Below are 18,065 nucleotides of genomic sequence, written 5' to 3' on the forward strand. Positions count from 1 at the left end.
AGGTGCACCCGCCATGACCAGCGGAGAAGACTACGGAAGCGCCAGCGCCGAGAGCACCCTCGTCCCCGGCTCCCTCATCGCCTACCGGCACTTCGCCCTCGTGCCCCAGAACCAGACCCTCGCCCCCATGGCGGACCCGGAGGTATCGGTCTACGACGTGCGCTACCGCCATGAGGGGCGGTTCCGGGCGGACTGCTTCAGGCTCCGGCCCCCGCCGAGCTGGAGGGTGTTCCCGTCGCTCATGGGGGGCTCGCACAAGTCGCCGGTGATCGACTGCACCTGCGGCTTCTACGCCCACTACAGCAGCAAGACCGACTTCTATGTGGGCTGCTCCTGGACTCCGGCGACCGAGGACGAGCTGTTCTCCAGCTCCTACCTGCCCTCGTGGCAGCCCCGGACGGGGCTCTACGGCTACAGCAGCGCGCGGGGCTTCGCCATCCTCCGTGCCGTCGTCGAGCTGTCCGGGCGCATCGTCATGGGCCGTCGCGGTGTCCGCGCGGAACGGCTGAAGGTCCGCGCACTCGCCGTCGACTGGGCGAAGGTCGACCACACGGCGACGGAGCAGCGGGTGGAGCTGGACCCGCCGGGCTTCCCCTTCCACCTCGGTCGTCGTGACCTCAACTACGACGCGTCCATGCGGATCGTCACGGGGCCCAAGCAGGAGATCCAGGCCCAGTACGAGCTGTACGCCCGCAAGGCAGCCGACCTGTACGAGGCCGAGCACTTCCTCGACCCGAAGGTCATGTACGAGAAGTACCCGGAGCCGGACCTCGAAGCCCTCGGCATCAAGAAAGAGCGGCCCGCCGAACCCTCGCTGCGGTGGCAACTGGGGCAGGTCAGCGTCGCGGCGCAGGCGGCTGCCGCCGGCTTCAACAAGCTCACCGCCGCCCACACCGCCCCCGAGGCCGCCGATGACACCCCCATGGCCCGCGCCATCGAGGCGAAGAAGCAGCGGCCGGCCCCGCCCGGCACCGGCATAGACCGACGGAGGAGGAAGCTGTGAAGTCGATCATCAGCGTCTGGCGCTCGGCGTGGGCGCAGGGAACGGATTGGAAGCTCCTCCGTCAGCGGCTTCGGAGCGGTGAGCTGACACCCGAGGAGGCGGAGGCCCTGCGGCGGAGGCGGCGTCATGGCGGATGAGAAGGAACGTTTCTCCCGCCACGAGTGGATGGGCCGGCGCGTGAAGGTCCGGTTCAAGCCCCACTGGCCAGTGCCGGTCGGCAACTACACCTACGACGGCTTCGACGAGGCCGGCATCTGGGTCACGCACGACACGAACGGCCAGCGACGGATCATCTGGCACGACATCGACGAGGTGACACCCGTATGAACATCTTCGCCAAGGCGGCCGAGGTTCTCATGGAGAAGGGCCACCACAAGGGGGACATGAGGAACGGGAAGGGGGCAGTCTGCGCGATCGGCGCCCTCTGCGACGCCGCCGGCAATTCCGAACAGGCCGTGACCCTGGCCGACCAGGCAGCGGAGTATCTGGGAATGGCGCGCTTCCCCTCTGGAACGCTTCACGCCCTGGCCCGGTGGAACGACGCCCCCGAGCGCACCGCCGAGGACGTCATCCTCCTGTTCAAGGAGCTGGCCGTCGAGGAAGGGTCGTGAGGGTCCTGTTCTGCGGCGGCCCGGCCGACGGGCAGTGGCGCGACGTGCAGCCCGTGCGCGCCGGCGGCGCGGTCGTCGAGACCGAGGTCGTGGCCCCGCCGACCCCGCTCGAATTCGCCAACGGCACCGGCACCCTCACCAAGGTCCGGTACCGAATCTGGCCGATCATCCTCCTCGGGCACCACATGTACGTCGCGGCACCCAGGAGGGGAGCACAACGAGTCCGACTCCGTCCTGTACGCGGTTCTGCGCCGCGACGTCGCGGACCACCTGCGGGGGCGGACCGTCTGAGGCGTTTCCTTCCGATCATTCTCAGACGCCAGATAGCCGAGCGAGGCACCCCGCGCCCAAGACTTCGAGATGCGGTCAGGCGGGAACCCACAGACTGACCGTGTCCCGGTGTTCTTCCCCTGTCATGCTCTCCCCGGGAGGGATCATCGCGACGGGGTCGCCCCAGCAACCTCCGTGGATTGAGAGGTTCTTGTACAGACGCACCGCCTGGTCGGTGTGGTTGCTGACATCCCAGTAGGGGTAGTGCGGGTGCCCGTTGATCTTGAGAATGCACTGGCGTTCGGGATCGGGGTACCAGGTCCCGTTGACCGTCAGGACGCCACGGGCGGCATGGGCAGGAGCAGGGACCGCCACGATCAGAGCCAGGGAAGCACAGAGAGGGGCGAGAGACGAAACGGCACGTCGTACCCCCTTCCTGAAGGAAGGGCGGAGGGGAGAAGTCATGCCCCGAGTATCGCCAACCCGGTTTATCGACATGCCGGTGCATCTGATTAGTCCTATGGAATACCACCTTTTTGGGGCATGGAAAGCCTCAAAAGTTTCGCCGCCCTGGAAAAGCCCGAAGCACCGCACGGGCCAGGACGGGTCGAAACCGCGCCCGCCCTTCAGCTCTCCGCCACCGGCAGCCGGAGCGCGAGGTCGTGTGCGAGGTCGCCTGCCGCCCGTCCTTCCTCCGTCTCGTCCTCAAAATGCGTCAGCAGGGCGACCGCCCGACGGGCTTCGTCGAGCGTGATCAGCGGCAGGCGGGGGGCGAAGGTGTAGGTCGTCTCGTCCACGCCCTGACCAACGCCGGTGACCCGATACGGTCACGGAAGGAAGCTGCATGTGAATCCGGAAACGCATTGCGCGGGGTCTACCGACACCGTCTACCTCACCGAGGAGCCAGCCGAGGAGTACGTCCAATACCTCCGCGACGGGAGCAGCGTCAAGGTCATCATCTGGCCGGGCGGGGCGGTGGCACTGCCGTGAAGCGAATCGTAATCGAGTACGAGAACAAGCTGAAAATCCGGCATGGAGGCGCCTTCTCCGGCGACAACCCCAGCCTCATCTTCCATGACTCCGAGTACGGCGAGGTCTTCCGTCTCAACGATCTCGAAGTCATGGACGCCTCCCCGAGCGACGACGTCGTCTGGTTCGAAGTGACGGAGTCGTGACCGACGACTGCGCCGCCGGCCATTCCTGGGAGGTGTACAGCGGCGACAGCCTCAACTGCATCTTCTGCGACACCACCGCTACCGCCGTGATCGACGAGGAGGAAGACGATGGGCCCCGATGAACTGCGGCGCCGGTACGTCCGGCAGCCGAAACCGGAATCGAAGATCAAGACGGTCGTGTCGTCGTTCTTCGCCTACGACCAGAGCGGCGCCTACAAGGGCCTGGTGAAGCTGACCCCGACCCGGAAGCAGCAGTACGAGGCCATGGGCTTCACCTTCAAGCGGCGCAACGGCGTCATGCCGCCCGACTGGAAGGAGGCGGAGGGCTTTGTATGAGTACCGGGCCACCGTTCCTAGTCCAGGCCCAGCTCCGCCCGAATCTGCGGAACCTGTGACCGGGATTCGTGAATGGTCAAATATTCCGCGTCGCTGGTTCGGCCTGCTAGCTCATAGAGAGCCGCGTGAGCAGCTAGATTTTCGTCGTACTCGTCCAGACAAAGCGTGCCAGCTCGCGCCGCGTACATAATTACTGAGTTCCACGTGGCCATCGAGCCGCACTCGTCAAGACGGTCCCTCAAGCGCCCCAGCATGGTCGCGGCATCCACCCAGGGAGGAGGGTTAAAACATTTCACATCCTTAGCCTCGACCGTGCGACCTCCGTTGAAGAGAACCTTCACATCGGCCCTGAAGAAGCCCGCAGGCACCATAGCCGAGAGTAGGAACCGATCAGCTTCGCCAGGTCCCATTACCTGAGAGATACGGTAGATGTGCCCGCCGTCCTCACTGTCCCGGCCCCAATTCCTGTAAAAGGAATCGGGGGGTGCTTGGTGCGCACCCTGCTGCTGTTGCGTCGACGGCTGGTACTTTCCCGGCAGCCTGGGCTCGGAAACAGTCCTAATGCCCCATGCATATATCAGCACTTCGTATACGTACGCAGTTTCACCACCCCTATTGCGTAGCTTTACATCAAAGATAGACCTGGCGCTCCAGTCTCCAATGAGCCCAAGGCTGGCGCGCTGCTCTTCGTTAAGTTCGTCAAGGTCCTCGCGAGTGGCAAGGAAGACGTCGACGATCTCGACGTCCGCTTCCTTGATCTCCCTCGCTATCCGAGCCGTCCCTAGCGCGGAACGTTCAGCAGTCCGAGCCGTCTCCAACGCGGTCCGCTGCGCTGTGCGAGCTGCTCGCAGTGTTGCCCATGACCCAAGAGAAGCGCCTACGACGACAGCAACTGCGGCAATGATGACCTCCAGCATGGCAGGACCTTACTCCGTGCGGTCTCCCTTCTCTAGGCGTCGAGGTACGCCTGTCATGACCTTCGAGCACACCTAAGCCCCGGATTGCGGCCCAAAATCAGCTGGCGGTTCCCTACCCCAACAGCTATGCATGGAAGGAGATTGACGATGGTTCCACCGCCGAAAGGTAAGCCTCAGCCGGCTTCGTCCGGCAAGGGCGGCACCGCCCGCAAGAAGAAGAACAGCCAGCCGACGCAGCGGTCCCCGCAGCAGCGCGTGAAGGTCATCGGCGCCGACGGCAAGGTGACCTGGATCTGGCGGCCATGGCCGACGAAGTGATCTGGGTGAGCGACAGCAACAGCTTCTTCGCCCACATCTCGTCCTGGGGCAGCAGCCCCGCCCGCTCCACCGCGTGCGGGATCCACCTCGGCGACTACTCCTACAGCTCCTGGGACCTGGTCGAGAGCGCCAAGGGGAAGCCGCAGTGCTCGTCCTGCCTGGCCGGCGCGAAGGTGGTGCCGGGATGAAGCCGAAGGTCTATGCCGTCCGCGACCCGCACGCCGGCACCTGGACGTACGCCGCCCGCAGCTAGACTGTGTCCCGTCAGATAGTCCTGCCGTCGGCTCATGACCTACCCGCTGGGTCGACGTGACGTTTGTCCTGGGGGCATTTGGCACACGCCTGCGGCTGCCCGTAGCGTCACGGCATGACCAGTCGAGTCGGCCATCTTGAGAACCGGGTCGCCAGCCCTTCATCGGCGGAGGAGAAAGATCCCGCTGGAGGCCAGGCGGCATCTGATACGGACCCCAGTTCCCTTGCAGCCAGCTACCGACTCAGGGGGGTTATCACTGCCCTTCTGTGCTTCACCATATGCTGCGGCTTGGGATTTCAGTCTTGGGTTACTCTGCGGGTAGCGGGGTTCGACCTAGGAATCTTCGACCAGGCCGTGCGCGCCTACTCGAATTTTGAACCACCCTCGTCGGCAATCAAGAATTTCCATCACGAATTTCCGCCGAATTTCACTCTGCTCGGAGATCACTTCACTCCCTTCCTTGCGCTACTAGCTCCACTTTATTGGCTATGGGACGATCCCCGCGTTCTGATCATCGCCCAAGCCGCGCTGTTCGCGATCGGCGTCCCGACCATCCGACGCATAGCAAACCATTGCTTCAATGGTTTGGCCGGTAAGAATCGGCGCCGCGCCATCGATTCCGCTGGGCTCATCTACGCCTTCGGATGGCCTCTACTGAATGCGGCGTACAACGGTTTCCACGAGGTGGCTTTTGCGGTTCCCATCATTCTCATGATGCTGGAGCGGGGCCTAGCTCAACGTTACACAGCGGCAGCGATTTGGGGGCTTCTTCTTTGCGGGGTTAAAGAAGACATGGGATTGATCGCGGGCGCCTTTGGGTTCTTGATCGCCTTGCGGGCGCGCCGAAGTCGCGACACCAGGGGCTTCCGAACCGGGGTAACTCTCGCCTTCGCAGGTCCGATTGTATCGGCGCTCACCATCGGCTGGTTTCTTCCCGCAATGGGCGGACCCAAAGGGTATTACTGGAGCTACGAGCGCCTGGGGGCCGATGGCGGCGATGCAATTATCAATATCCTGAAGGCTCCGTGGATTATTTTCGAGGTAGCCTTCACACCTTCGATCAAGATCCTGATGATGTTGTGGATATTTGGAACCCTGGCGTTCCTGCCATTTGGATCAGGGACCACATTGCTGGCTCTACCGCTCCTCGCAGAACGCGTCCTCTCGGATAACCCGAACCATTGGGTGGTCATCAACCATTATGACGCGTTCTTGTGGCCGATCCTCCTTGTAGCATCGCTCGAAACCCTTGGCCGCCTGGCGAAGAGCCAAGACAGATGGCCTAGGCTACCTGCCGGAATCGCAGCTACTGCTGCCGCAACCAGCATGGCAGCCTCAATCTTTCTTGGGCTGAGCCCGTTGCTGAATCCCGGATATTGGAAGCCGAGCCCTGACAAGCAAGCCCTAGCAGAAGCTGTGGAGTTGATCCCAGACGGTGCGACGGTTGAGGCCGATAATTCCGTGGCACCCCGCTTGACCAATCGCGCCAATGTGGTGATCGCGGATGATGCCCCACGAGGCGCTGACTGGGTCCTGCTCCGCGAAAAAGACAGAACCTTCCCTTTCGGCGATCCGTCGGAGCAGAAGCAGCGGATTGAACTGTTGTTGAATCATGGCTACGCAAAGGTATGGAGCAAAAATGACACGACTCTGCTGCATCGAGTGGACAGGATGCCGATTCCAGGAATGAGAATTCCTGGACCGAATAGCGTACCGGTCCGGGAGAAGGTCCCCTCGGATGTAGGCAGGAGCATCATCCTGCGCTAGCAAAAATACGAGTCGGGCCCGCGAGAGTGATTAATCACCTCGCGGGCCCGACTCATTGAACAGAAATACTACATGCTAACTACCGAGAGACCCGGCCCGTCAGCCAGTAGGTCCCGGTGTTCTTGTCGATCAGCTTGCCACGGCAGGCGCCCTGGCTGCCGACGGCGAAGGTGTAGGTCTTCTGCTGACCCGCCGCGATGTAGAACGCGCCGCCGTCACCGAACGTCCGGCCGTTGTCGCAGACCAGGTTGAAGTCAACGAGCGCGGTGGCACCCGAGATCTTGTGGTAGCTGACGTCGTAGCCGGCCGGGTCGGTGTACACACAGAAGCTGCCGCTGCCAGTGCTCACACAGGAGCTAGCGGCCTGGGCGGGGGACCCGAAGGCCACCATCGCGCCGACCATGGCGGCGGTAGTGGCAGCGACTCCCGTGACACGACGAAGGTTCATTTGACTTCCTCCCCTTAGAGACCACTCCTTGGTGAAGCGGCCGGTCAGAACCTTATGGAAGGAGCATCGAAATTCCACAGCGTGACAACCAAAACAGGTCAGATCAGAACATCATGTTTAGCCTAGGCGCCCCCGGGAACACGTGCTCGATTAGCGGCACGGCAGGCCAGTTTTCCCTGATCGACACCTCCGACTTGACAGATTAACCCTTGAAACCCCTAAAGAAGTTGCAGAATCCGGCTTCCCTCGCCTCTTAATGAGAGGCCTACGGCGGCAGGGGATGGCTGGTCAAGCCCCCTGCTGATCGAAAGATGTGTCAGGTTCTTCGTGACCGCCATCTTCTACTCGTCGCCGGCCGGGCGGCAGTGCTGCGGGCGGTGCCCCCCGTCATGCACCGCGTCACCGATCGCTTCAGCGGTACATGGGACTAACCCATGAACGAAGCCAAGTACGCCGACTGTTCCCCTGCCGCCACCAGTCGCCCGACCCTGTCCGCGTTCCGACAAGGACAAATAGTTCATCTGTAACGCCATCGCCCTCGTTCAGGGAGGCGAGCTGAAGGGCCCCGGCGCCGACGGCTGGGAGTGGACGCTCCTCGTGGCCATGGCGCACGCCTGGATGAAGGAGCCGACCGACTAGGAGGAGAGCCATGGCCTACGCACGCTTCAGCGAGGGCGACGTGTACGTCTTCGGCACGGTGTGGGGGCCGGACCGGGCCGAGGTCTTCGAGTGCATGCAGTGCCTGTTCGTCGACATCCGCTGGGTCGACGACCCGGTCTTCGGGGGCCGGATCGAGTCTGCGACCGGGGAGCCGACCAGTTACATCACCGAGTCCCGTGCCGAGATGGTCGCCCACCTCCGGCGGCACCACGAGGCCGGGCACAAGGTGCCGGCCCACGCCATCGAGAGCCTGGCCGAGGAAACGTACTGGGGGAAGCCGTGAGCAGAGAACTCCGGCACATCAAGATCGCCTTCACGGTGGACGATCCGGAGCACCTGCCGACGAACGCCGGGGAGCAGATGTACGCCGACGACGTCTCCGCCGAGCTGGCCGACGTCGTCGAGGCCGCCGTCACCGCCTGGTACGAGAACCGGGGAAAGGAGCTGCTCGCCTGTGAACCACTCGTCTGTTGACCAGGTCCTGGCCGAGGCCGACCAGTGGGCGCGCGAGCACCCGTGGCACTCCCGGCTCCGGGGGTGGCGCTACCGCGCGCAGCGGTGCTGGGTCCGGCTCAAGCGCGAGCCCCGGCACCGCTGGGAGCGGGCCCGCCGGGGCTTCAGCCGCATGGACGTCTGGGGCTTCGACCATTACATCGCGGGCGTCATCGCGGCGGCCTGCGACCAGCTCCGGGCCGGCCACAGCCACCCCAACGACATGACCGCCGAGGAGTGGGAGACCTTCCTCGAAGGCATCGCCGTCGAGCTGCGCCGCTACGCCGACTCCGACAACTTCCTCGACGCCGACGCTCACGCCGCCGGCGTCGCCGCCATGCACCGTTTCGCCGATCGCTTCAGCGACATGTGGGACTGAAGGAACTGCCATGGACGACCTCACCAGGCAGGCCGGGGGCCGGGTCGCGGTCCGGGGCCGACGGGGCGCCGGGGGGAGGTGGCGCTACCGGGCCACCTGCCCCTGCGGCTGGAGCCTCGAAGCCCCGGCCCTCCTGTTCCGCAACCTGGGCGGCGCCATCGACAGGCACCGCGAAGAGAGCCGGCGGTGCCGAACGCCTACTGCTGACTCCACAACGCGACCACCGCTCCGAGGAGGGTCGTGACGAGGCCGATGAGCCATCCGGGGACCCGCTGCACGGTCAAGTGGAGTACGCCTATGCGGAGTTCGAAGAACGGCTGCTGGGCGTCCTCGGGCATGGCGGAGCGCTTGGGCATAACAGTGCCCTCTCTGTTGGGTGGGGTGGATTCGCTCTACAGAGCCTAGGGCGCCCGTTCGATCAACTGGAACGCGATCATGGAAAGTTCAGCCCGTTAGGGGAATAAATCCCCGAGTCGCCACGTGTACAGATCCCCTAAAAGGGGAACACTGCCGCGCCACCGGTGCGGACCGATCCAAGGACTCCACCATGACCCGGCGCATGCAGGCCAACCCCGACGCGCCCCGCGCCCACCACGTCGAGCACGACGAGCTGTGGGACTGCGACCGGCACCCCCCGTGCGAACCCGTCAAGGAGAAGAAGCCCGTGACCGACCTCGCCGACACCATCAAGGCCGTTCCGCGCATCCTCGGCGCCCCGTACGCAGACTGCGTCCGCCGGTGCGACGTCCTCGATGTCCTCAAGGACACCGTCGCCGTCCCCGACACCGGCACCTACATCGTCGAGGAAGGCGTCGTTCACAAGTCGACGGGCTCCCGCTCCTGGTGCCATGACCGGCTCGAATGGAAGATCACCACCGAACTGCCGCCACCGCCCACCTTCTTTGAGGTCGGGAAGAAGTACACGAGGGGCTCAGGCCACCGGTTCGAGGCGCACCAGGTCGAGACCAACAGCGACGGGTCCCCGGTCGCCATCGGCATCATCACCTGGCTCAACGGCGACACCGAGTGGGTGACGAAGAAGGACTTCCACGACTGGGAGGAAGCCCGATGACGCGCCGCATGCAGGCCAACCCCGACCATTCGCCCGACGCCCACGGCGCAGAACATGACGAGGACGAATGGTGCGAGATGGGGATTCCCTGCGAACCCGTCCCTGCCGAGCCCGGCGTCCTCGTCCCCGCCACCGGCACCGTCCTCGTCGTCGACGGCGTCGTCCAGGACGTGTACCCGGCGGACGTCATCACCCACCGGTGCGGTGTCGGTTGCAGCGCCGCCCACCACGGCCCCGGGACCGTCACCTACACCATCGCCGTCCGTCCACCGAAGCCGGCGTTCTTCGAGCCCGGGAAGAAGTACCGGCGCTTCGTCGACTGGAGCATCCGCGCCCAGGCGGCCGAGGTCACGGAGCGGTTCGAGTGCACGGTCGTCGAGAAGGACGGCGACGGCAACCCGGTCGCCTTCGGCCGGCTGACCGTGCCGTGCACGACGGGCAAGACGAACGGCGTCGACACCTGGACCCTGATGGGCGGGTACCAGTGGAAGAACGACGGCTGGGCGGAGGCGTAGGCCTGGTGCCGGTTAGGGGACGCGGAGATCGTTCAGGGCGTTGTGAGTGGGCAGGTCCCCGGCGGCCTTGCCCTGCTGGTCGCCGTTCCCGAAGGCCTGGTTCAGGAGCCCGACCCCGGGGAGGTGGTTGCCGACGCTGTCGGCCGACGCCGCCCCGGCGGAGGCGAGAACGGCGGTGGCGGCGACAGCGGCGGAGGCAAGAACACGGCGGTTGAAGATCGTCATGCCAGGCTCAACGACGCGGGCCCCGACAGGGCACGCACGGCTATGCCGCCCGCCGCCACCACCGGCGCTGCACCGGCACGGGCGCCGGGACGACGCGGTCCTCGGACCGCAGCATCTCTCGGGCGGCCTCAATCAAGACGGCCTCCCTTGCGTCAAGCTCGTTTTCAGCTTGGGATTTTTCACTCTGCAAGTCTCGGACGCCTTCAGACCTAGACGCAGTGTATGCATGCCGCTGAGACATACCAGGAAGCTCTTGTACTACGCTCAAAATTCTCGCCCGGATAGCGTCCAGTTCGCCCTCAGGCCTAGCAGGAGAGAAAGAGGAACTCGTCATCCTGCCCGGCGCGGCGTTACGCAGTAGCGCCATGTCACCCAAAACTTCATGCGCTTTTGATGACACCTCTTGATCTTCACTGAGCAGAAGGAGCGAAACACGCTCAAAGACGTATGTCATCGAGCCCAGCCGCTTATCCAACCTGAGGAGATTATCGAGAGCTTCGACGACGCCACGCACTGCCGTAACGACTCCAGCAGGTGCGATCAGGATTACCTCCGTCCGCTTCCGCCCATTGGCCTGCCAGGCGTCACGAATTGCGGTTTCCAGTCCGGTATCATCCGCGTCCTGCGTATACCAGAGACCAGAGAGAAGCCTAATTTCGTTGACCTTCTGAATGAACTCGGCTGTCTGTACCTGTCGCGCGGACCAGAGGGCGGCAACATGTTGCGCCTCCGCAGCGATCCGTGCCGCCTCACGAGCGGCAGCGGCCTGATCCCGCCCGCCGTTGGCCTGGATCTTGGCGCCGATGATGCTGCCGAGGAGGCCGCCGAGAATGGCGATGGCGGCGACCAGGGCGGCGAAGATCTCGGGGTTGTCCTCGAAGTAGGTCACCGGCACATCACGCCGAACCTGCTTCGGTGTCGCCCGAGTTACGGAACCATCGACGAGCACGCGGCAAGCGAACCAACGTCACATTGTCTTCAGATCGAAGCATCGCGCGAGCGGCTTCCACGAGAGCGCCACCCGATTCAGCAACGGCCTGTTTCCGTCGAAGCTTCTCATCTCGCACCACGAACGGAAATTCTGTTAGAGCACTTCCAATATGGGCATCCGATATCCCCGGAATGTCCCTGAGCGCCTCGGTAGCATCAATGAAAGCGCGCGAAAAAAGTACTGCCCTGTTTTCATTGGCCAACCGGGCTGATGCCAACTCCGAGAGCGCATCGATTGCACGGAATGCCTTGGAAGATGAATCAGGATCCTCACTGACGCTCATATCAATCAAGGCGCCGCGTAGAAATTCCCCTGGACCGGCGGAGGTGGCAAGCTCAGCTAAGTCCTCTACGGCGCTGCCTACAAAATTGGTCGCGTGCACTACGGGACTCGGGGCCATCAGCGCAATCTCCGCATGCTTCTGAATCATCTCCTGAAAAGCATCATGCAGCTTTCCAGGAACCCTCTGCCCCACCAGGTCCCCCTCCGAATAGAACAACTCACAAATACGTTCCACCTCGCGGACTTTTTGAATGAATTCAGCTGTCCGAACCTGACGAACGCTCCACAGCGCGGCTTCTCGTTGCGCATCGGCAGCGATCTGCGCTGCCTCCCGTGCCGCCGCCGCCTGCGCCCGACCACCGTTCGCCTGGATCCTCGCCCCGACGACGGCGCCGACGATGCCGACGGCCGCCACCACGGCAGCGAAGATCTCGGGCCTGCCTTCGAAGTAGTTCCATACGTCCACCGCCCCATCATGCCCAACCCCAGGGAGAGTTGTGATCGATCCGGAGAGGGCGAACGAGATCGCCATGGAGATGGCCACCGAGACGACGTTCAAGGTCTTCTCGATGTACCGCAAGGCCGGCTTCACCCGGCGCGAGGCCCTCGAACTCGTCAAGATCAACCTGGCGGCGTCACTGCAACGCGGCATCACCCGGGGCGGGAAGTAGCGGCCGGCCGACGTCGGCGAGCGCTCCCGGCCGGAAGCCTTCGCGCAGCAACGACAGGGTGTGGTCGAAGTTCTGGAGCAGCCCTCCGCCGGCGTACGGCCACAGGCCGGGGTCGGCGACCGTGATGCCCACGTAGGCGCGGGGCCCCTCCCATTCCCAGGTCGGGTCCAGGGCGGTGCCGTCCCGGCGGACCACCCACGCGTGCGAGAGGAAGAGGTTGTCGTCATCGGCGAAGGCCTGGGCGAACCCCTCCGCGTACAGAAAGCCTTCGGAGCGGGCGTAGAGGGCCGCGTTCTCGTAGCAGCGCCGGGCGGGCATCGTCGCGGTGCCGTCCGGGAGGGGCTTGACGTCATGCCGCCGCCCCTCGGTGAGCAGCAGGTGATACGGGCTCCGGTACGCCCAGCCGGTCAGCCGGTCGCCGGTTTCGAACGGGGGCTGGGACATCTGCCGGAGGTAGCGGAGCAGGCCCTCCTCGCCGGCGAGGAGGGACGCGTCCGGGAGGGCGCCGTTCGTCATGCCCTCGACCCTAGCCGCGCCCCAGAACGGCAGGAATCCGAATCCGGAAGGGAGACGACAGGTGAGGAGGTCGTCCGTCGGCGGCTCGGCCGCCCTGAGGAGCTAGGGTCAAGGCATGGACGACGAAGCAGAGTTCGAGAACAACTTGTTCCTGGGCGGCGAGCCAACGGACGTCGTATTTGACGCACTTTGGGTGACGTACAGCCAGTTCTGGCTGACCCTTGCTGCGGCCGACCGCTTTGTGGACGTTTCGACCGCCATCCCTGCGGCCGACTCGATCGCCACCAACGGTGATGCTGTCGGGATTCCGACGAGGAGCTCTGCGGGCAACGTGAAGGTCGCTCTGTCCGCCTGGCCGGCGACGCCACCTGACGGGCAAGGTGACCTGCTCGGCTCGTCCTCCGTCGTGGTGGAAGGCCGCGAGCTGCACCTGGTCAACGTCGAAGGGCGGGAGCCCGGCCCCGTACTCGTCCTGGAAGACGACGGATCGTACGAGGTCCGGGTCTGGAGGTCGGAACCGGCAGGAACGGGCGCCACTGAGTACTTCGACATCCGCGTCTGGCAGGACCCCGCCTCCAGTTGAGGCGAGATCCCGGCAATCGATCTACCCGACAAACTCTCTAACTGGTAGCAATCCTTATCCGCTCTTTCGGCGTCATGTGCACCCGCGCCGAGGCCCTCGCCGAAGTCGAGCGCTTCGAGAAGGTCATCGCTCACGAACTGGCCGAGAAGATCCGGGCGCACCCATTCCACCCCGGCGCGGAGCCGTACGACGGAGCCGACGTCATCGACCCGGCCACGGAGTAGCCCCTACTCCTGCATCCGGTGGTCGATGCGGTCGATCAACTATCCCTGGCGGGCAACCTATTCGGCAGCAAGCTCCGCGAGTGCGTCAGCGAGGTTGGACAGCTCGGTGCACACTCCTTCCCACGCCTGCTCTTTGTCTTCGATCTCGTAGGAACGCGGGTCTTCCAGTGTTTCCTCGAACTCTCCAAGCGCGCCTTGCACGGCTTCCCAGGCCTCGACGGCAGTCTGCGCCGCATTGTCGTCCCCACCAAGGAGCGACTGAGCCTGCTCTTGGAGTTCGGTCAGCCTCTCGGCGTACTTGGGAGGCAGCAGCGCGTAGGCGTCGAGTTCGGAAGCCGCCGAGGCAAGCTCCGTAAGCGGATCACCCAGCGCATCGCGAACCGTCTCCATCTTGTCCGCCAGCTCTTGAAGCGAGGGGAGGATGCTCTGCTCGAAGTCATCCCCCCACTCCTTGACCTTGTCGAAGTTGCGCCGGCCGCGCTTCAGCTTCATCAGCTTCGTGATCTGCTTGATCTCGGCGCTCATCGCGAACGGCTCTCCTGCTCTACCGAAGGCTCCACATGGACTCGGCCGGAGTCTAGTCGGCTCGCGGTTACGCGTTCCGCCGGTTCTGAGCCTTGATCTGCCCGGTCAGCGACGGGGCCATGGTCCACGGGAACTGGTCGTCCCGGCTCGTCGCCTCCGACAGGACCCGCCACAGCCACAGCGTCCAGTCGCGGGGCATGGGCAGCGTGAACTTCTGCCGATCCGAGATCGCCGCCCCGTAGATGGCGCGCGCCCAGGAGGTGACCGCCTCGCGGGCGCCGTCCTGCTCGTACGGCCAGGCGCCGTCGCACAAGCCCCAGTCCTCCAGGCACTCGGCGACGATCAGCCACTCCAGGGCGCCGTACGAAACCCGGTACGACTCGCGGCGCATTTCTACTTTCACCCGAACACCCTAAAAGGTGAGGAAATGATCATTTATGAACCCTGAAGCGAGGAAGATCCTCGAAGACACCTACGACATCCTCGAAGCGCGCGGCTGGTGTCAGGGGACCATGCAGCAGCCCGACGGCAAGGTCTGCCTCGAAGGCGCCTTCCGGGCCGCCTGCGGATACAAGGACACCGAGGAGGACTACGCCCTCTACGCGTCCACTCCGTCCGGCGATGCGTGGGAAACGCTCTGCCGCACCGTCGAGCAGGAATGCCGATTCGCCGCCCCCTGGGCATGGAACGACGACCCCGCGCGGACCGTCGAGGACGTGAAGCTCCTGCTGAAGCGGGCGATCGAGTCGTGACCCTGCGGAACACCACCTGGCCTTCCGCAGCCGACCTCCAGAAGGCCGCCGATCGGCTGCGTGACACGGCACCTCAGATCGAAGGCCCCCTCGCCGGCCTTGCCGACCCGGTCGCCGACTGGCTCGACGAAACCGCCAACTCCCTTGCCTGGCTTGCTCCTTACCGGGAGCACGAAGGCGGCTACGGCATGTGGGAGACCGCGTCGAAGGTCGCCCGCATCATCCTCGGGAAGGACAGCAGTGACGACTGACACCGACACCGACACCGCGACCGTCGCCTTCACCGACATCGTCGCCGACGTCATCCCCGACGCCCACTGGAAGTGCTGCCGCTGTTACCCCGAGGGCAGCACCAGGCCGAGGGCGATCTGCGGCGTACCGCTGATGGGCGTCGACCCGGAGCCCGGCGCCGGCATGTGCGGCGACTGCGACCGGACCTGGGAGGCCCACTTCGCCGGCCACTGGATGGAGGACGCATGACCGACATCCCCTACGGCGTCGGCGGCTGCCGGTGCGCGGTCGACTCCGACAACGGCAACGCTCGATGGGCCCGGAACCCCTCCTGTCCCTATCACGGCATCGTCGCCGACGGCTTCGGCGCCAACCGCACCGACACCGGCATGTACCGGGTCGTAGGCGCCTGGGACGCCCTCGGCGAGCCCGTCGACCCCGACAGCCTCGACAACCGGCTGCGCCAGGGGATCGAGCAGGCGCAGCGCGGCGAGACGGCCGACAGGGGCGACTTCAGCCAGTACCTCGACGACACCCACTACCCGGTCTGGCGGGACGTCGGCTGGTTCACCGACGGCGACGACGACGGAGGCGAAGTGCAGGTGTGCGGCACCTGCGTGCCGAAGCACTCCCACTATCCCAGCCGCGAGGACGTGCCCGAGTGGCCGTGCTCCCTGGCCGTGTGCCCGGACTGCTGCGACACCCTCGGCGACAACCACAACTGCCGGGGTGTCCTCCCCGTCGGGCGGCGCCAGTACGTCCGATGGTGCCCCGGCTGTCTCTACGGCGACGGCAACACCGTCGGCGGCGTCGTCGTGCAGCACTCGTACGACGACCGGTGCGGCGAGGACGACCCGCAGAATCCCGAGTTCCGCGAGGCCTTCGAGGAGTCCCCGGCCGAGCTACGGCGCGGGCAGGTGAAGCCGGCCCGGACCTTCAAGGAGGAACCGTGGTGGACGCGGCTGCGGATCCGACTCCGCTGGGCGAAGGAGGCCCTATTCGATGACGTCGGCTGACCACACCTGCAACGACGAATGCCGGCCGCCCTGCGACCACTGCTCCGACTGCGGGCACTCCTTCGAGGACTGCCACCACGAGTACTGCTACCCCGCCCGGGGCGAGCACACCGAGGACTGCATCCGCGACGCCCGCCGCACCCTCGCCTCCGTCGACACCCCTCCCCGGGTGCCGCCTGAGCCCTGCTGCCGGGAATGCCGGGGGCCGATGTGCGACTGCGACGAGGCGCCGCACACCTGCCCCGCCTGCCCGGTCGTAACAAAGAACTGGCGGCTCCAGGACGGCCGGCTCGTCGCCGACCTGGTCACCGCCACCGACGCGCCGCCCGGCACCGTCGAGTGGTTCGCGGAAGAACGACGACGCCGGGACGCCGCCCGCGACGAGGCCGCCGCCCACGTCGCTGCGGTGTCCGCCGGGCTCAACCAGCGTCTCGCCGCCGACGACGGGGGTACCGGTTGTGACGACCCCGCCTGCGGATACGGAGAACCGCATAAGCACGGCTTCGCCTGCGACCGGACGTGCCGTGCCTGCGAGGCCACCCGGACGTTCAAGGAGGAGCCCTGGTGGCGACGGGCACGGATCCGGCTCCGCTGGGCGAAGGAGGCACTGTTCGATGACGTCGGATGACGCCCGTCACCGCCCGTCGCGGCGCTCCTTGACCCAGCGGCCGTCAGCCCAGTGGATCACGATCTGCTGGCCGTCGTTCTCGTCCCGCACGAGATCGTCGAAGTCGCGGATGAGCGCGGCGTGAGCTTCGTGGTCGAGGTCGCCGGGCAGGAGGAGGTCCCACCGCCCCTCTTCACTCTGCACGACGATCAGCTCCACCTCTGCTCCCTGCGGCACCACCCGGCGCAAGCGAGAGCGAAGCGAGGTGAAGAACCGGCGAGCACCGTCATAGGAGTCGCTGGCCGCTCGTTGCAGGGCCTCCTGGAACATGGCAGCCGCCATGAAACCCACACCTGCGACCGCCGCTTCGGCCACGTAGTGCACGATGCCGGTGTGGCCTTTGCCACCGTGCAGCCGTATGCCGTCCTCGCCCACATACGGATCTTCGCTGGCATTCCCCATGAGCCACCCCCCAGTCAGAAGACGAGCACAGCAGACGGCACCGAGCCCCTGCAACCCGAACGCCCCGGAAAAACCATGAGTTCGTCATCACCGAATTCGGGAAGGAGAGACGATGAAGGGGACGGGAGGAGCTGACGCCGACACCAGCCTCCGCCAGCGCATCGCCCAGGCCATCCACCGCTACGACGCCGAACAGGCCCTGTCCGGCAACGACATACCCGGCCTCCACCACTACGGCGAAGCCGACGCTGTCCTGGCCGTCCTCGACGACACCGGCCCCTGCGGCTGCCCCTGCGAAGCCTGCACCGAGTACTGCGAGCAGTGCCCCGCCGCCTGCGCCGACGGCCACACCTACAGCGACGGATGCCAGGTCGGCGGCGAGCACGAGCGGGAGCTCGACGAGGGCCTGAAGCACTACGAGGCGCCCATGCCGGCCGACGCGGCCCGCGCCCTCGCCGACTACATCCGGTCCGACCCGCCCACCCCACCCCTCCGGCCGCGCCGCCCCCACGGCCGCACCCTCCCCCGCATCGACCCCGCCGCCGACACCGCCACCCCCGTGGCACTGTCACCCGGCGCCGTCGCCTGCGGGATGTGTGGGTGGACGAGACGGAGCTGGGACGAGGCCGAGCTGATACGGGCGCACGCCGAGCACCAGGCCGTGCACCACACAACTGAAGAGGAGAGCGATGACGTCCCCGGTATTTTCGCAACCATCCTCCGATGGATCCGACGACGATAACGGGCCCTCCTCGACCCTCATC

Annotated in this window: 34 protein-coding genes; 23 read left to right on the forward strand and 11 right to left on the reverse strand. The window is 65.4% G+C overall.

The genetic code is table 11. From position 1 onward, the window contains the following. Positions 1 to 13: 13 nt before the first annotated feature. From IE245_RS24935 to IE245_RS24945, 3 genes are all read left to right on the forward strand, one after another. Positions 14 to 1,003 carry a hypothetical protein gene (locus IE245_RS24935; protein ID WP_189951323.1) on the forward strand — a complete coding sequence of 330 codons (990 nt, stop codon included), beginning with the start codon at positions 14 to 16 and terminating at the stop codon, positions 1,001 to 1,003. Between the two features lie 126 nt (positions 1,004 to 1,129). Continuing rightward, the gene (locus tag IE245_RS24940) at positions 1,130 to 1,330 is read left to right on the forward strand and encodes a hypothetical protein (RefSeq protein WP_189951325.1); all 201 of its coding nucleotides are present in this window, start codon (positions 1,130 to 1,132) and stop codon (positions 1,328 to 1,330) included. Continuing rightward, complete coding sequence (locus IE245_RS24945) at positions 1,327 to 1,614, forward strand: DUF6197 family protein (protein ID WP_189951327.1); 288 nt, start codon at positions 1,327 to 1,329, stop codon at positions 1,612 to 1,614. Before IE245_RS24940 ends, IE245_RS24945 begins: the two co-directional genes overlap by 4 nt. 896 nt (positions 1,615 to 2,510) lie before the next feature. Here the strand turns inward: IE245_RS24945 and IE245_RS24950 are convergent. After that, positions 2,511 to 2,681, reverse strand: a complete 171-nt coding sequence (locus IE245_RS24950) for a hypothetical protein (RefSeq protein ID WP_189951329.1) — start codon at positions 2,679 to 2,681, stop codon at positions 2,511 to 2,513. Between the two features lie 189 nt (positions 2,682 to 2,870). Here IE245_RS24950 and IE245_RS24955 point away from each other — a divergent pair, with 189 nt between their 5' ends. The 3 genes from IE245_RS24955 to IE245_RS24960 are packed head-to-tail and all read left to right on the forward strand — an operon-like array spanning position 2,871 to position 3,395. Further along, complete coding sequence (locus IE245_RS24955) at positions 2,871 to 3,059, forward strand: hypothetical protein (protein WP_189951331.1); 189 nt, start codon at positions 2,871 to 2,873, stop codon at positions 3,057 to 3,059. Next, positions 3,056 to 3,181, forward strand: a complete 126-nt coding sequence (locus tag IE245_RS37775) for a hypothetical protein (RefSeq protein ID WP_268256586.1) — start codon at positions 3,056 to 3,058, stop codon at positions 3,179 to 3,181. The genes IE245_RS24955 and IE245_RS37775 overlap by 4 nt, the downstream gene beginning before the upstream one ends. Continuing rightward, the gene (locus tag IE245_RS24960) at positions 3,168 to 3,395 is read left to right on the forward strand and encodes a hypothetical protein (protein WP_189951333.1); all 228 of its coding nucleotides are present in this window, start codon (positions 3,168 to 3,170) and stop codon (positions 3,393 to 3,395) included. Before IE245_RS37775 ends, IE245_RS24960 begins: the two co-directional genes overlap by 14 nt. Positions 3,396 to 3,412: 17 nt before the next feature. Here the strand turns inward: IE245_RS24960 and IE245_RS24965 are convergent, their stop codons facing one another. Continuing rightward, positions 3,413 to 4,312 carry a hypothetical protein gene (locus tag IE245_RS24965; protein ID WP_189951335.1) on the reverse strand — a complete coding sequence of 300 codons (900 nt, stop codon included), beginning with the start codon at positions 4,310 to 4,312 and terminating at the stop codon, positions 3,413 to 3,415. A 147-nt stretch (positions 4,313 to 4,459) separates the two neighbouring features. Here IE245_RS24965 and IE245_RS24970 point away from each other — a divergent pair, with 147 nt between their 5' ends. The 3 genes from IE245_RS24970 to IE245_RS24980 all read left to right on the forward strand — a co-directional run bounded on the left by IE245_RS24970 (position 4,460) and on the right by IE245_RS24980 (position 6,650). Further along, positions 4,460 to 4,630, forward strand: a complete 171-nt coding sequence (locus tag IE245_RS24970) for a hypothetical protein (RefSeq protein ID WP_189951337.1) — start codon at positions 4,460 to 4,462, stop codon at positions 4,628 to 4,630. Next, positions 4,615 to 4,818, forward strand: coding sequence for a hypothetical protein (locus IE245_RS24975; protein ID WP_189951339.1), 204 nt, complete (start codon positions 4,615 to 4,617; stop codon positions 4,816 to 4,818). The genes IE245_RS24970 and IE245_RS24975 overlap by 16 nt, the downstream gene beginning before the upstream one ends. 179 nt (positions 4,819 to 4,997) lie before the next feature. Continuing rightward, positions 4,998 to 6,650 carry a DUF2079 domain-containing protein gene (locus IE245_RS24980; protein WP_189951341.1) on the forward strand — a complete coding sequence of 551 codons (1,653 nt, stop codon included), beginning with the start codon at positions 4,998 to 5,000 and terminating at the stop codon, positions 6,648 to 6,650. 79 nt (positions 6,651 to 6,729) lie between these two features. On the opposite strand, the gene IE245_RS24985 is transcribed toward IE245_RS24980, so the two are convergent. Further along, positions 6,730 to 6,999, reverse strand: coding sequence for a hypothetical protein (locus IE245_RS24985; protein WP_189951343.1), 270 nt, complete (start codon positions 6,997 to 6,999; stop codon positions 6,730 to 6,732). Between the two features lie 748 nt (positions 7,000 to 7,747). On the opposite strand from IE245_RS24985, the gene IE245_RS24990 reads away from it, so the two are divergent. Genes IE245_RS24990 through IE245_RS25000 form a run of 3 tightly spaced genes read left to right on the forward strand, consistent with a single transcriptional unit; the run spans position 7,748 to position 8,629 of the window. After that, the gene (locus tag IE245_RS24990) at positions 7,748 to 8,041 is read left to right on the forward strand and encodes a hypothetical protein (protein ID WP_189951345.1); all 294 of its coding nucleotides are present in this window, start codon (positions 7,748 to 7,750) and stop codon (positions 8,039 to 8,041) included. After that, the gene (locus IE245_RS24995) at positions 8,038 to 8,232 is read left to right on the forward strand and encodes a hypothetical protein (protein ID WP_189951347.1); all 195 of its coding nucleotides are present in this window, start codon (positions 8,038 to 8,040) and stop codon (positions 8,230 to 8,232) included. The genes IE245_RS24990 and IE245_RS24995 overlap by 4 nt, the downstream gene beginning before the upstream one ends. Next, on the forward strand, positions 8,213 to 8,629 hold the full coding sequence (locus IE245_RS25000) for a hypothetical protein (protein ID WP_189951349.1): 417 nt from the start codon (positions 8,213 to 8,215) through the stop codon (positions 8,627 to 8,629). The genes IE245_RS24995 and IE245_RS25000 overlap by 20 nt, the downstream gene beginning before the upstream one ends. Positions 8,630 to 8,826: 197 nt before the next feature. On the opposite strand, the gene IE245_RS25005 is transcribed toward IE245_RS25000, so the two are convergent. Next, positions 8,827 to 8,985 (reverse strand): hypothetical protein, encoded by a 159-nt coding sequence (locus tag IE245_RS25005; protein WP_189951351.1) that lies wholly within the window; start codon positions 8,983 to 8,985, stop codon positions 8,827 to 8,829. Positions 8,986 to 9,176: 191 nt separating this feature from the next. On the opposite strand from IE245_RS25005, the gene IE245_RS25010 reads away from it, so the two are divergent. Together IE245_RS25010 and IE245_RS25015 are read left to right on the forward strand one after the other, a co-directional pair. Then, entirely contained in the window at positions 9,177 to 9,701 is a 525-nt protein-coding gene (locus IE245_RS25010; protein ID WP_189951353.1) for a hypothetical protein, read from the forward strand. Further along, entirely contained in the window at positions 9,698 to 10,216 is a 519-nt protein-coding gene (locus IE245_RS25015; RefSeq protein WP_189951355.1) for a hypothetical protein, read from the forward strand. Before IE245_RS25010 ends, IE245_RS25015 begins: the two co-directional genes overlap by 4 nt. Before the next feature lie 12 nt (positions 10,217 to 10,228). On the opposite strand, the gene IE245_RS25020 is transcribed toward IE245_RS25015, so the two are convergent. From IE245_RS25020 to IE245_RS25030, 3 genes are read right to left on the reverse strand one after another with little or no spacing between them, the layout of a single operon-like run. Continuing rightward, complete coding sequence (locus tag IE245_RS25020; RefSeq protein ID WP_189951357.1) at positions 10,229 to 10,441, reverse strand: hypothetical protein; 213 nt, start codon at positions 10,439 to 10,441, stop codon at positions 10,229 to 10,231. 40 nt (positions 10,442 to 10,481) lie between these two features. Continuing rightward, positions 10,482 to 11,330: a hypothetical protein gene (locus IE245_RS25025; protein ID WP_189951359.1), complete on the reverse strand. Its 849-nt coding sequence runs from the start codon at positions 11,328 to 11,330 to the stop codon at positions 10,482 to 10,484. A 7-nt stretch (positions 11,331 to 11,337) separates the two neighbouring features. Then, on the reverse strand, positions 11,338 to 12,180 hold the full coding sequence (locus IE245_RS25030; protein ID WP_189951362.1) for a hypothetical protein: 843 nt from the start codon (positions 12,178 to 12,180) through the stop codon (positions 11,338 to 11,340). 31 nt (positions 12,181 to 12,211) lie between these two features. Between IE245_RS25030 and IE245_RS25035 the strand changes: the two genes are divergently transcribed. Then, positions 12,212 to 12,385 carry a hypothetical protein gene (locus IE245_RS25035; protein ID WP_189951364.1) on the forward strand — a complete coding sequence of 58 codons (174 nt, stop codon included), beginning with the start codon at positions 12,212 to 12,214 and terminating at the stop codon, positions 12,383 to 12,385. On the opposite strand, the gene IE245_RS25040 is transcribed toward IE245_RS25035, so the two are convergent. Then, entirely contained in the window at positions 12,350 to 12,901 is a 552-nt protein-coding gene (locus IE245_RS25040) for a hypothetical protein (RefSeq protein WP_189951366.1), read from the reverse strand. The genes IE245_RS25035 and IE245_RS25040 overlap by 36 nt on opposite strands. Before the next feature lie 115 nt (positions 12,902 to 13,016). On the opposite strand from IE245_RS25040, the gene IE245_RS25045 reads away from it, so the two are divergent. Together IE245_RS25045 and IE245_RS25050 are read left to right on the forward strand one after the other, a co-directional pair. Then, on the forward strand, positions 13,017 to 13,484 hold the full coding sequence (locus IE245_RS25045) for a hypothetical protein (protein WP_189951368.1): 468 nt from the start codon (positions 13,017 to 13,019) through the stop codon (positions 13,482 to 13,484). 74 nt (positions 13,485 to 13,558) lie between these two features. After that, a complete protein-coding gene (locus IE245_RS25050; RefSeq protein ID WP_189951370.1) occupies positions 13,559 to 13,708 on the forward strand; it encodes a hypothetical protein in 150 nt (49 codons plus the stop codon). Positions 13,709 to 13,765: 57 nt separating this feature from the next. On the opposite strand, the gene IE245_RS25055 is transcribed toward IE245_RS25050, so the two are convergent. Next, on the reverse strand, positions 13,766 to 14,233 hold the full coding sequence (locus IE245_RS25055; RefSeq protein WP_189951372.1) for a hypothetical protein: 468 nt from the start codon (positions 14,231 to 14,233) through the stop codon (positions 13,766 to 13,768). Positions 14,234 to 14,300: 67 nt separating this feature from the next. After that, a complete protein-coding gene (locus IE245_RS25060) occupies positions 14,301 to 14,636 on the reverse strand; it encodes a hypothetical protein (RefSeq protein WP_189951374.1) in 336 nt (111 codons plus the stop codon). Positions 14,637 to 14,670: 34 nt separating this feature from the next. Between IE245_RS25060 and IE245_RS25065 the strand changes: the two genes are divergently transcribed. From IE245_RS25065 to IE245_RS25085, 5 genes are read left to right on the forward strand one after another with little or no spacing between them, the layout of a single operon-like run. Further along, a complete protein-coding gene (locus tag IE245_RS25065; protein ID WP_189951375.1) occupies positions 14,671 to 14,985 on the forward strand; it encodes a DUF6197 family protein in 315 nt (104 codons plus the stop codon). Further along, complete coding sequence (locus tag IE245_RS25070; RefSeq protein WP_189951377.1) at positions 14,982 to 15,236, forward strand: hypothetical protein; 255 nt, start codon at positions 14,982 to 14,984, stop codon at positions 15,234 to 15,236. Before IE245_RS25065 ends, IE245_RS25070 begins: the two co-directional genes overlap by 4 nt. Then, positions 15,226 to 15,465 (forward strand): hypothetical protein, encoded by a 240-nt coding sequence (locus IE245_RS25075; protein WP_189951379.1) that lies wholly within the window; start codon positions 15,226 to 15,228, stop codon positions 15,463 to 15,465. Before IE245_RS25070 ends, IE245_RS25075 begins: the two co-directional genes overlap by 11 nt. After that, complete coding sequence (locus IE245_RS25080; protein ID WP_189951381.1) at positions 15,462 to 16,232, forward strand: hypothetical protein; 771 nt, start codon at positions 15,462 to 15,464, stop codon at positions 16,230 to 16,232. Before IE245_RS25075 ends, IE245_RS25080 begins: the two co-directional genes overlap by 4 nt. Next, positions 16,219 to 16,860, forward strand: a complete 642-nt coding sequence (locus IE245_RS25085; RefSeq protein ID WP_189951383.1) for a hypothetical protein — start codon at positions 16,219 to 16,221, stop codon at positions 16,858 to 16,860. Before IE245_RS25080 ends, IE245_RS25085 begins: the two co-directional genes overlap by 14 nt. 6 nt (positions 16,861 to 16,866) lie before the next feature. Here IE245_RS25085 and IE245_RS25090 read toward each other — a convergent pair whose 3' ends face one another. Then, positions 16,867 to 17,301, reverse strand: a complete 435-nt coding sequence (locus IE245_RS25090) for a hypothetical protein (protein WP_189951385.1) — start codon at positions 17,299 to 17,301, stop codon at positions 16,867 to 16,869. A 112-nt stretch (positions 17,302 to 17,413) separates the two neighbouring features. Here IE245_RS25090 and IE245_RS25095 point away from each other — a divergent pair, with 112 nt between their 5' ends. Continuing rightward, positions 17,414 to 18,043 (forward strand): hypothetical protein, encoded by a 630-nt coding sequence (locus IE245_RS25095; RefSeq protein ID WP_189951387.1) that lies wholly within the window; start codon positions 17,414 to 17,416, stop codon positions 18,041 to 18,043. Positions 18,044 to 18,065 lie beyond the last annotated feature (22 nt).

It is taken from the genome of Streptomyces roseolus (assembly GCF_014649855.1).
GTDB classification, from domain to species: Bacteria; Actinomycetota; Actinomycetes; order Streptomycetales; family Streptomycetaceae; genus Streptomyces; species Streptomyces roseolus.

Bases quoted from the DNA above. Each gene is read 5' to 3' on its own strand.
- IE245_RS25005 (WP_189951351.1), bottom strand. From the start codon at position 8,985: ATGCCCAAGCGCTCCGCCATGCCCGAGGACGCCCAGCAGCCGTTCTTC.
- IE245_RS25065 (WP_189951375.1), top strand. From the start codon at position 14,671: ATGAACCCTGAAGCGAGGAAGATCCTCGAAGACACCTACGACATCCTC.
- IE245_RS24935 (WP_189951323.1), top strand. From the start codon at position 14: ATGACCAGCGGAGAAGACTACGGAAGCGCCAGCGCCGAGAGCACCCTC.
- IE245_RS25050 (WP_189951370.1), top strand. From the start codon at position 13,559: ATGTGCACCCGCGCCGAGGCCCTCGCCGAAGTCGAGCGCTTCGAGAAG.
- IE245_RS25045 (WP_189951368.1), top strand. From the start codon at position 13,017: ATGGACGACGAAGCAGAGTTCGAGAACAACTTGTTCCTGGGCGGCGAG.
- IE245_RS25080 (WP_189951381.1), top strand. From the start codon at position 15,462: ATGACCGACATCCCCTACGGCGTCGGCGGCTGCCGGTGCGCGGTCGAC.
- IE245_RS25055 (WP_189951372.1), bottom strand. From the start codon at position 14,233: ATGAGCGCCGAGATCAAGCAGATCACGAAGCTGATGAAGCTGAAGCGC.
- IE245_RS25015 (WP_189951355.1), top strand. From the start codon at position 9,698: ATGACGCGCCGCATGCAGGCCAACCCCGACCATTCGCCCGACGCCCAC.
- IE245_RS24970 (WP_189951337.1), top strand. From the start codon at position 4,460: ATGGTTCCACCGCCGAAAGGTAAGCCTCAGCCGGCTTCGTCCGGCAAG.
- IE245_RS25010 (WP_189951353.1), top strand. From the start codon at position 9,177: ATGACCCGGCGCATGCAGGCCAACCCCGACGCGCCCCGCGCCCACCAC.
- IE245_RS25095 (WP_189951387.1), top strand. From the start codon at position 17,414: ATGAAGGGGACGGGAGGAGCTGACGCCGACACCAGCCTCCGCCAGCGC.
- IE245_RS25090 (WP_189951385.1), bottom strand. From the start codon at position 17,301: ATGGGGAATGCCAGCGAAGATCCGTATGTGGGCGAGGACGGCATACGG.
- IE245_RS24980 (WP_189951341.1), top strand. From the start codon at position 4,998: ATGACCAGTCGAGTCGGCCATCTTGAGAACCGGGTCGCCAGCCCTTCA.
- IE245_RS24940 (WP_189951325.1), top strand. From the start codon at position 1,130: ATGGCGGATGAGAAGGAACGTTTCTCCCGCCACGAGTGGATGGGCCGG.
- IE245_RS25020 (WP_189951357.1), bottom strand. From the start codon at position 10,441: ATGACGATCTTCAACCGCCGTGTTCTTGCCTCCGCCGCTGTCGCCGCC.
- IE245_RS24960 (WP_189951333.1), top strand. From the start codon at position 3,168: ATGGGCCCCGATGAACTGCGGCGCCGGTACGTCCGGCAGCCGAAACCG.
- IE245_RS24965 (WP_189951335.1), bottom strand. From the start codon at position 4,312: ATGCTGGAGGTCATCATTGCCGCAGTTGCTGTCGTCGTAGGCGCTTCT.
- IE245_RS25040 (WP_189951366.1), bottom strand. From the start codon at position 12,901: ATGACGAACGGCGCCCTCCCGGACGCGTCCCTCCTCGCCGGCGAGGAG.
- IE245_RS24975 (WP_189951339.1), top strand. From the start codon at position 4,615: ATGGCCGACGAAGTGATCTGGGTGAGCGACAGCAACAGCTTCTTCGCC.
- IE245_RS25085 (WP_189951383.1), top strand. From the start codon at position 16,219: ATGACGTCGGCTGACCACACCTGCAACGACGAATGCCGGCCGCCCTGC.
- IE245_RS24990 (WP_189951345.1), top strand. From the start codon at position 7,748: ATGGCCTACGCACGCTTCAGCGAGGGCGACGTGTACGTCTTCGGCACG.
- IE245_RS24945 (WP_189951327.1), top strand. From the start codon at position 1,327: ATGAACATCTTCGCCAAGGCGGCCGAGGTTCTCATGGAGAAGGGCCAC.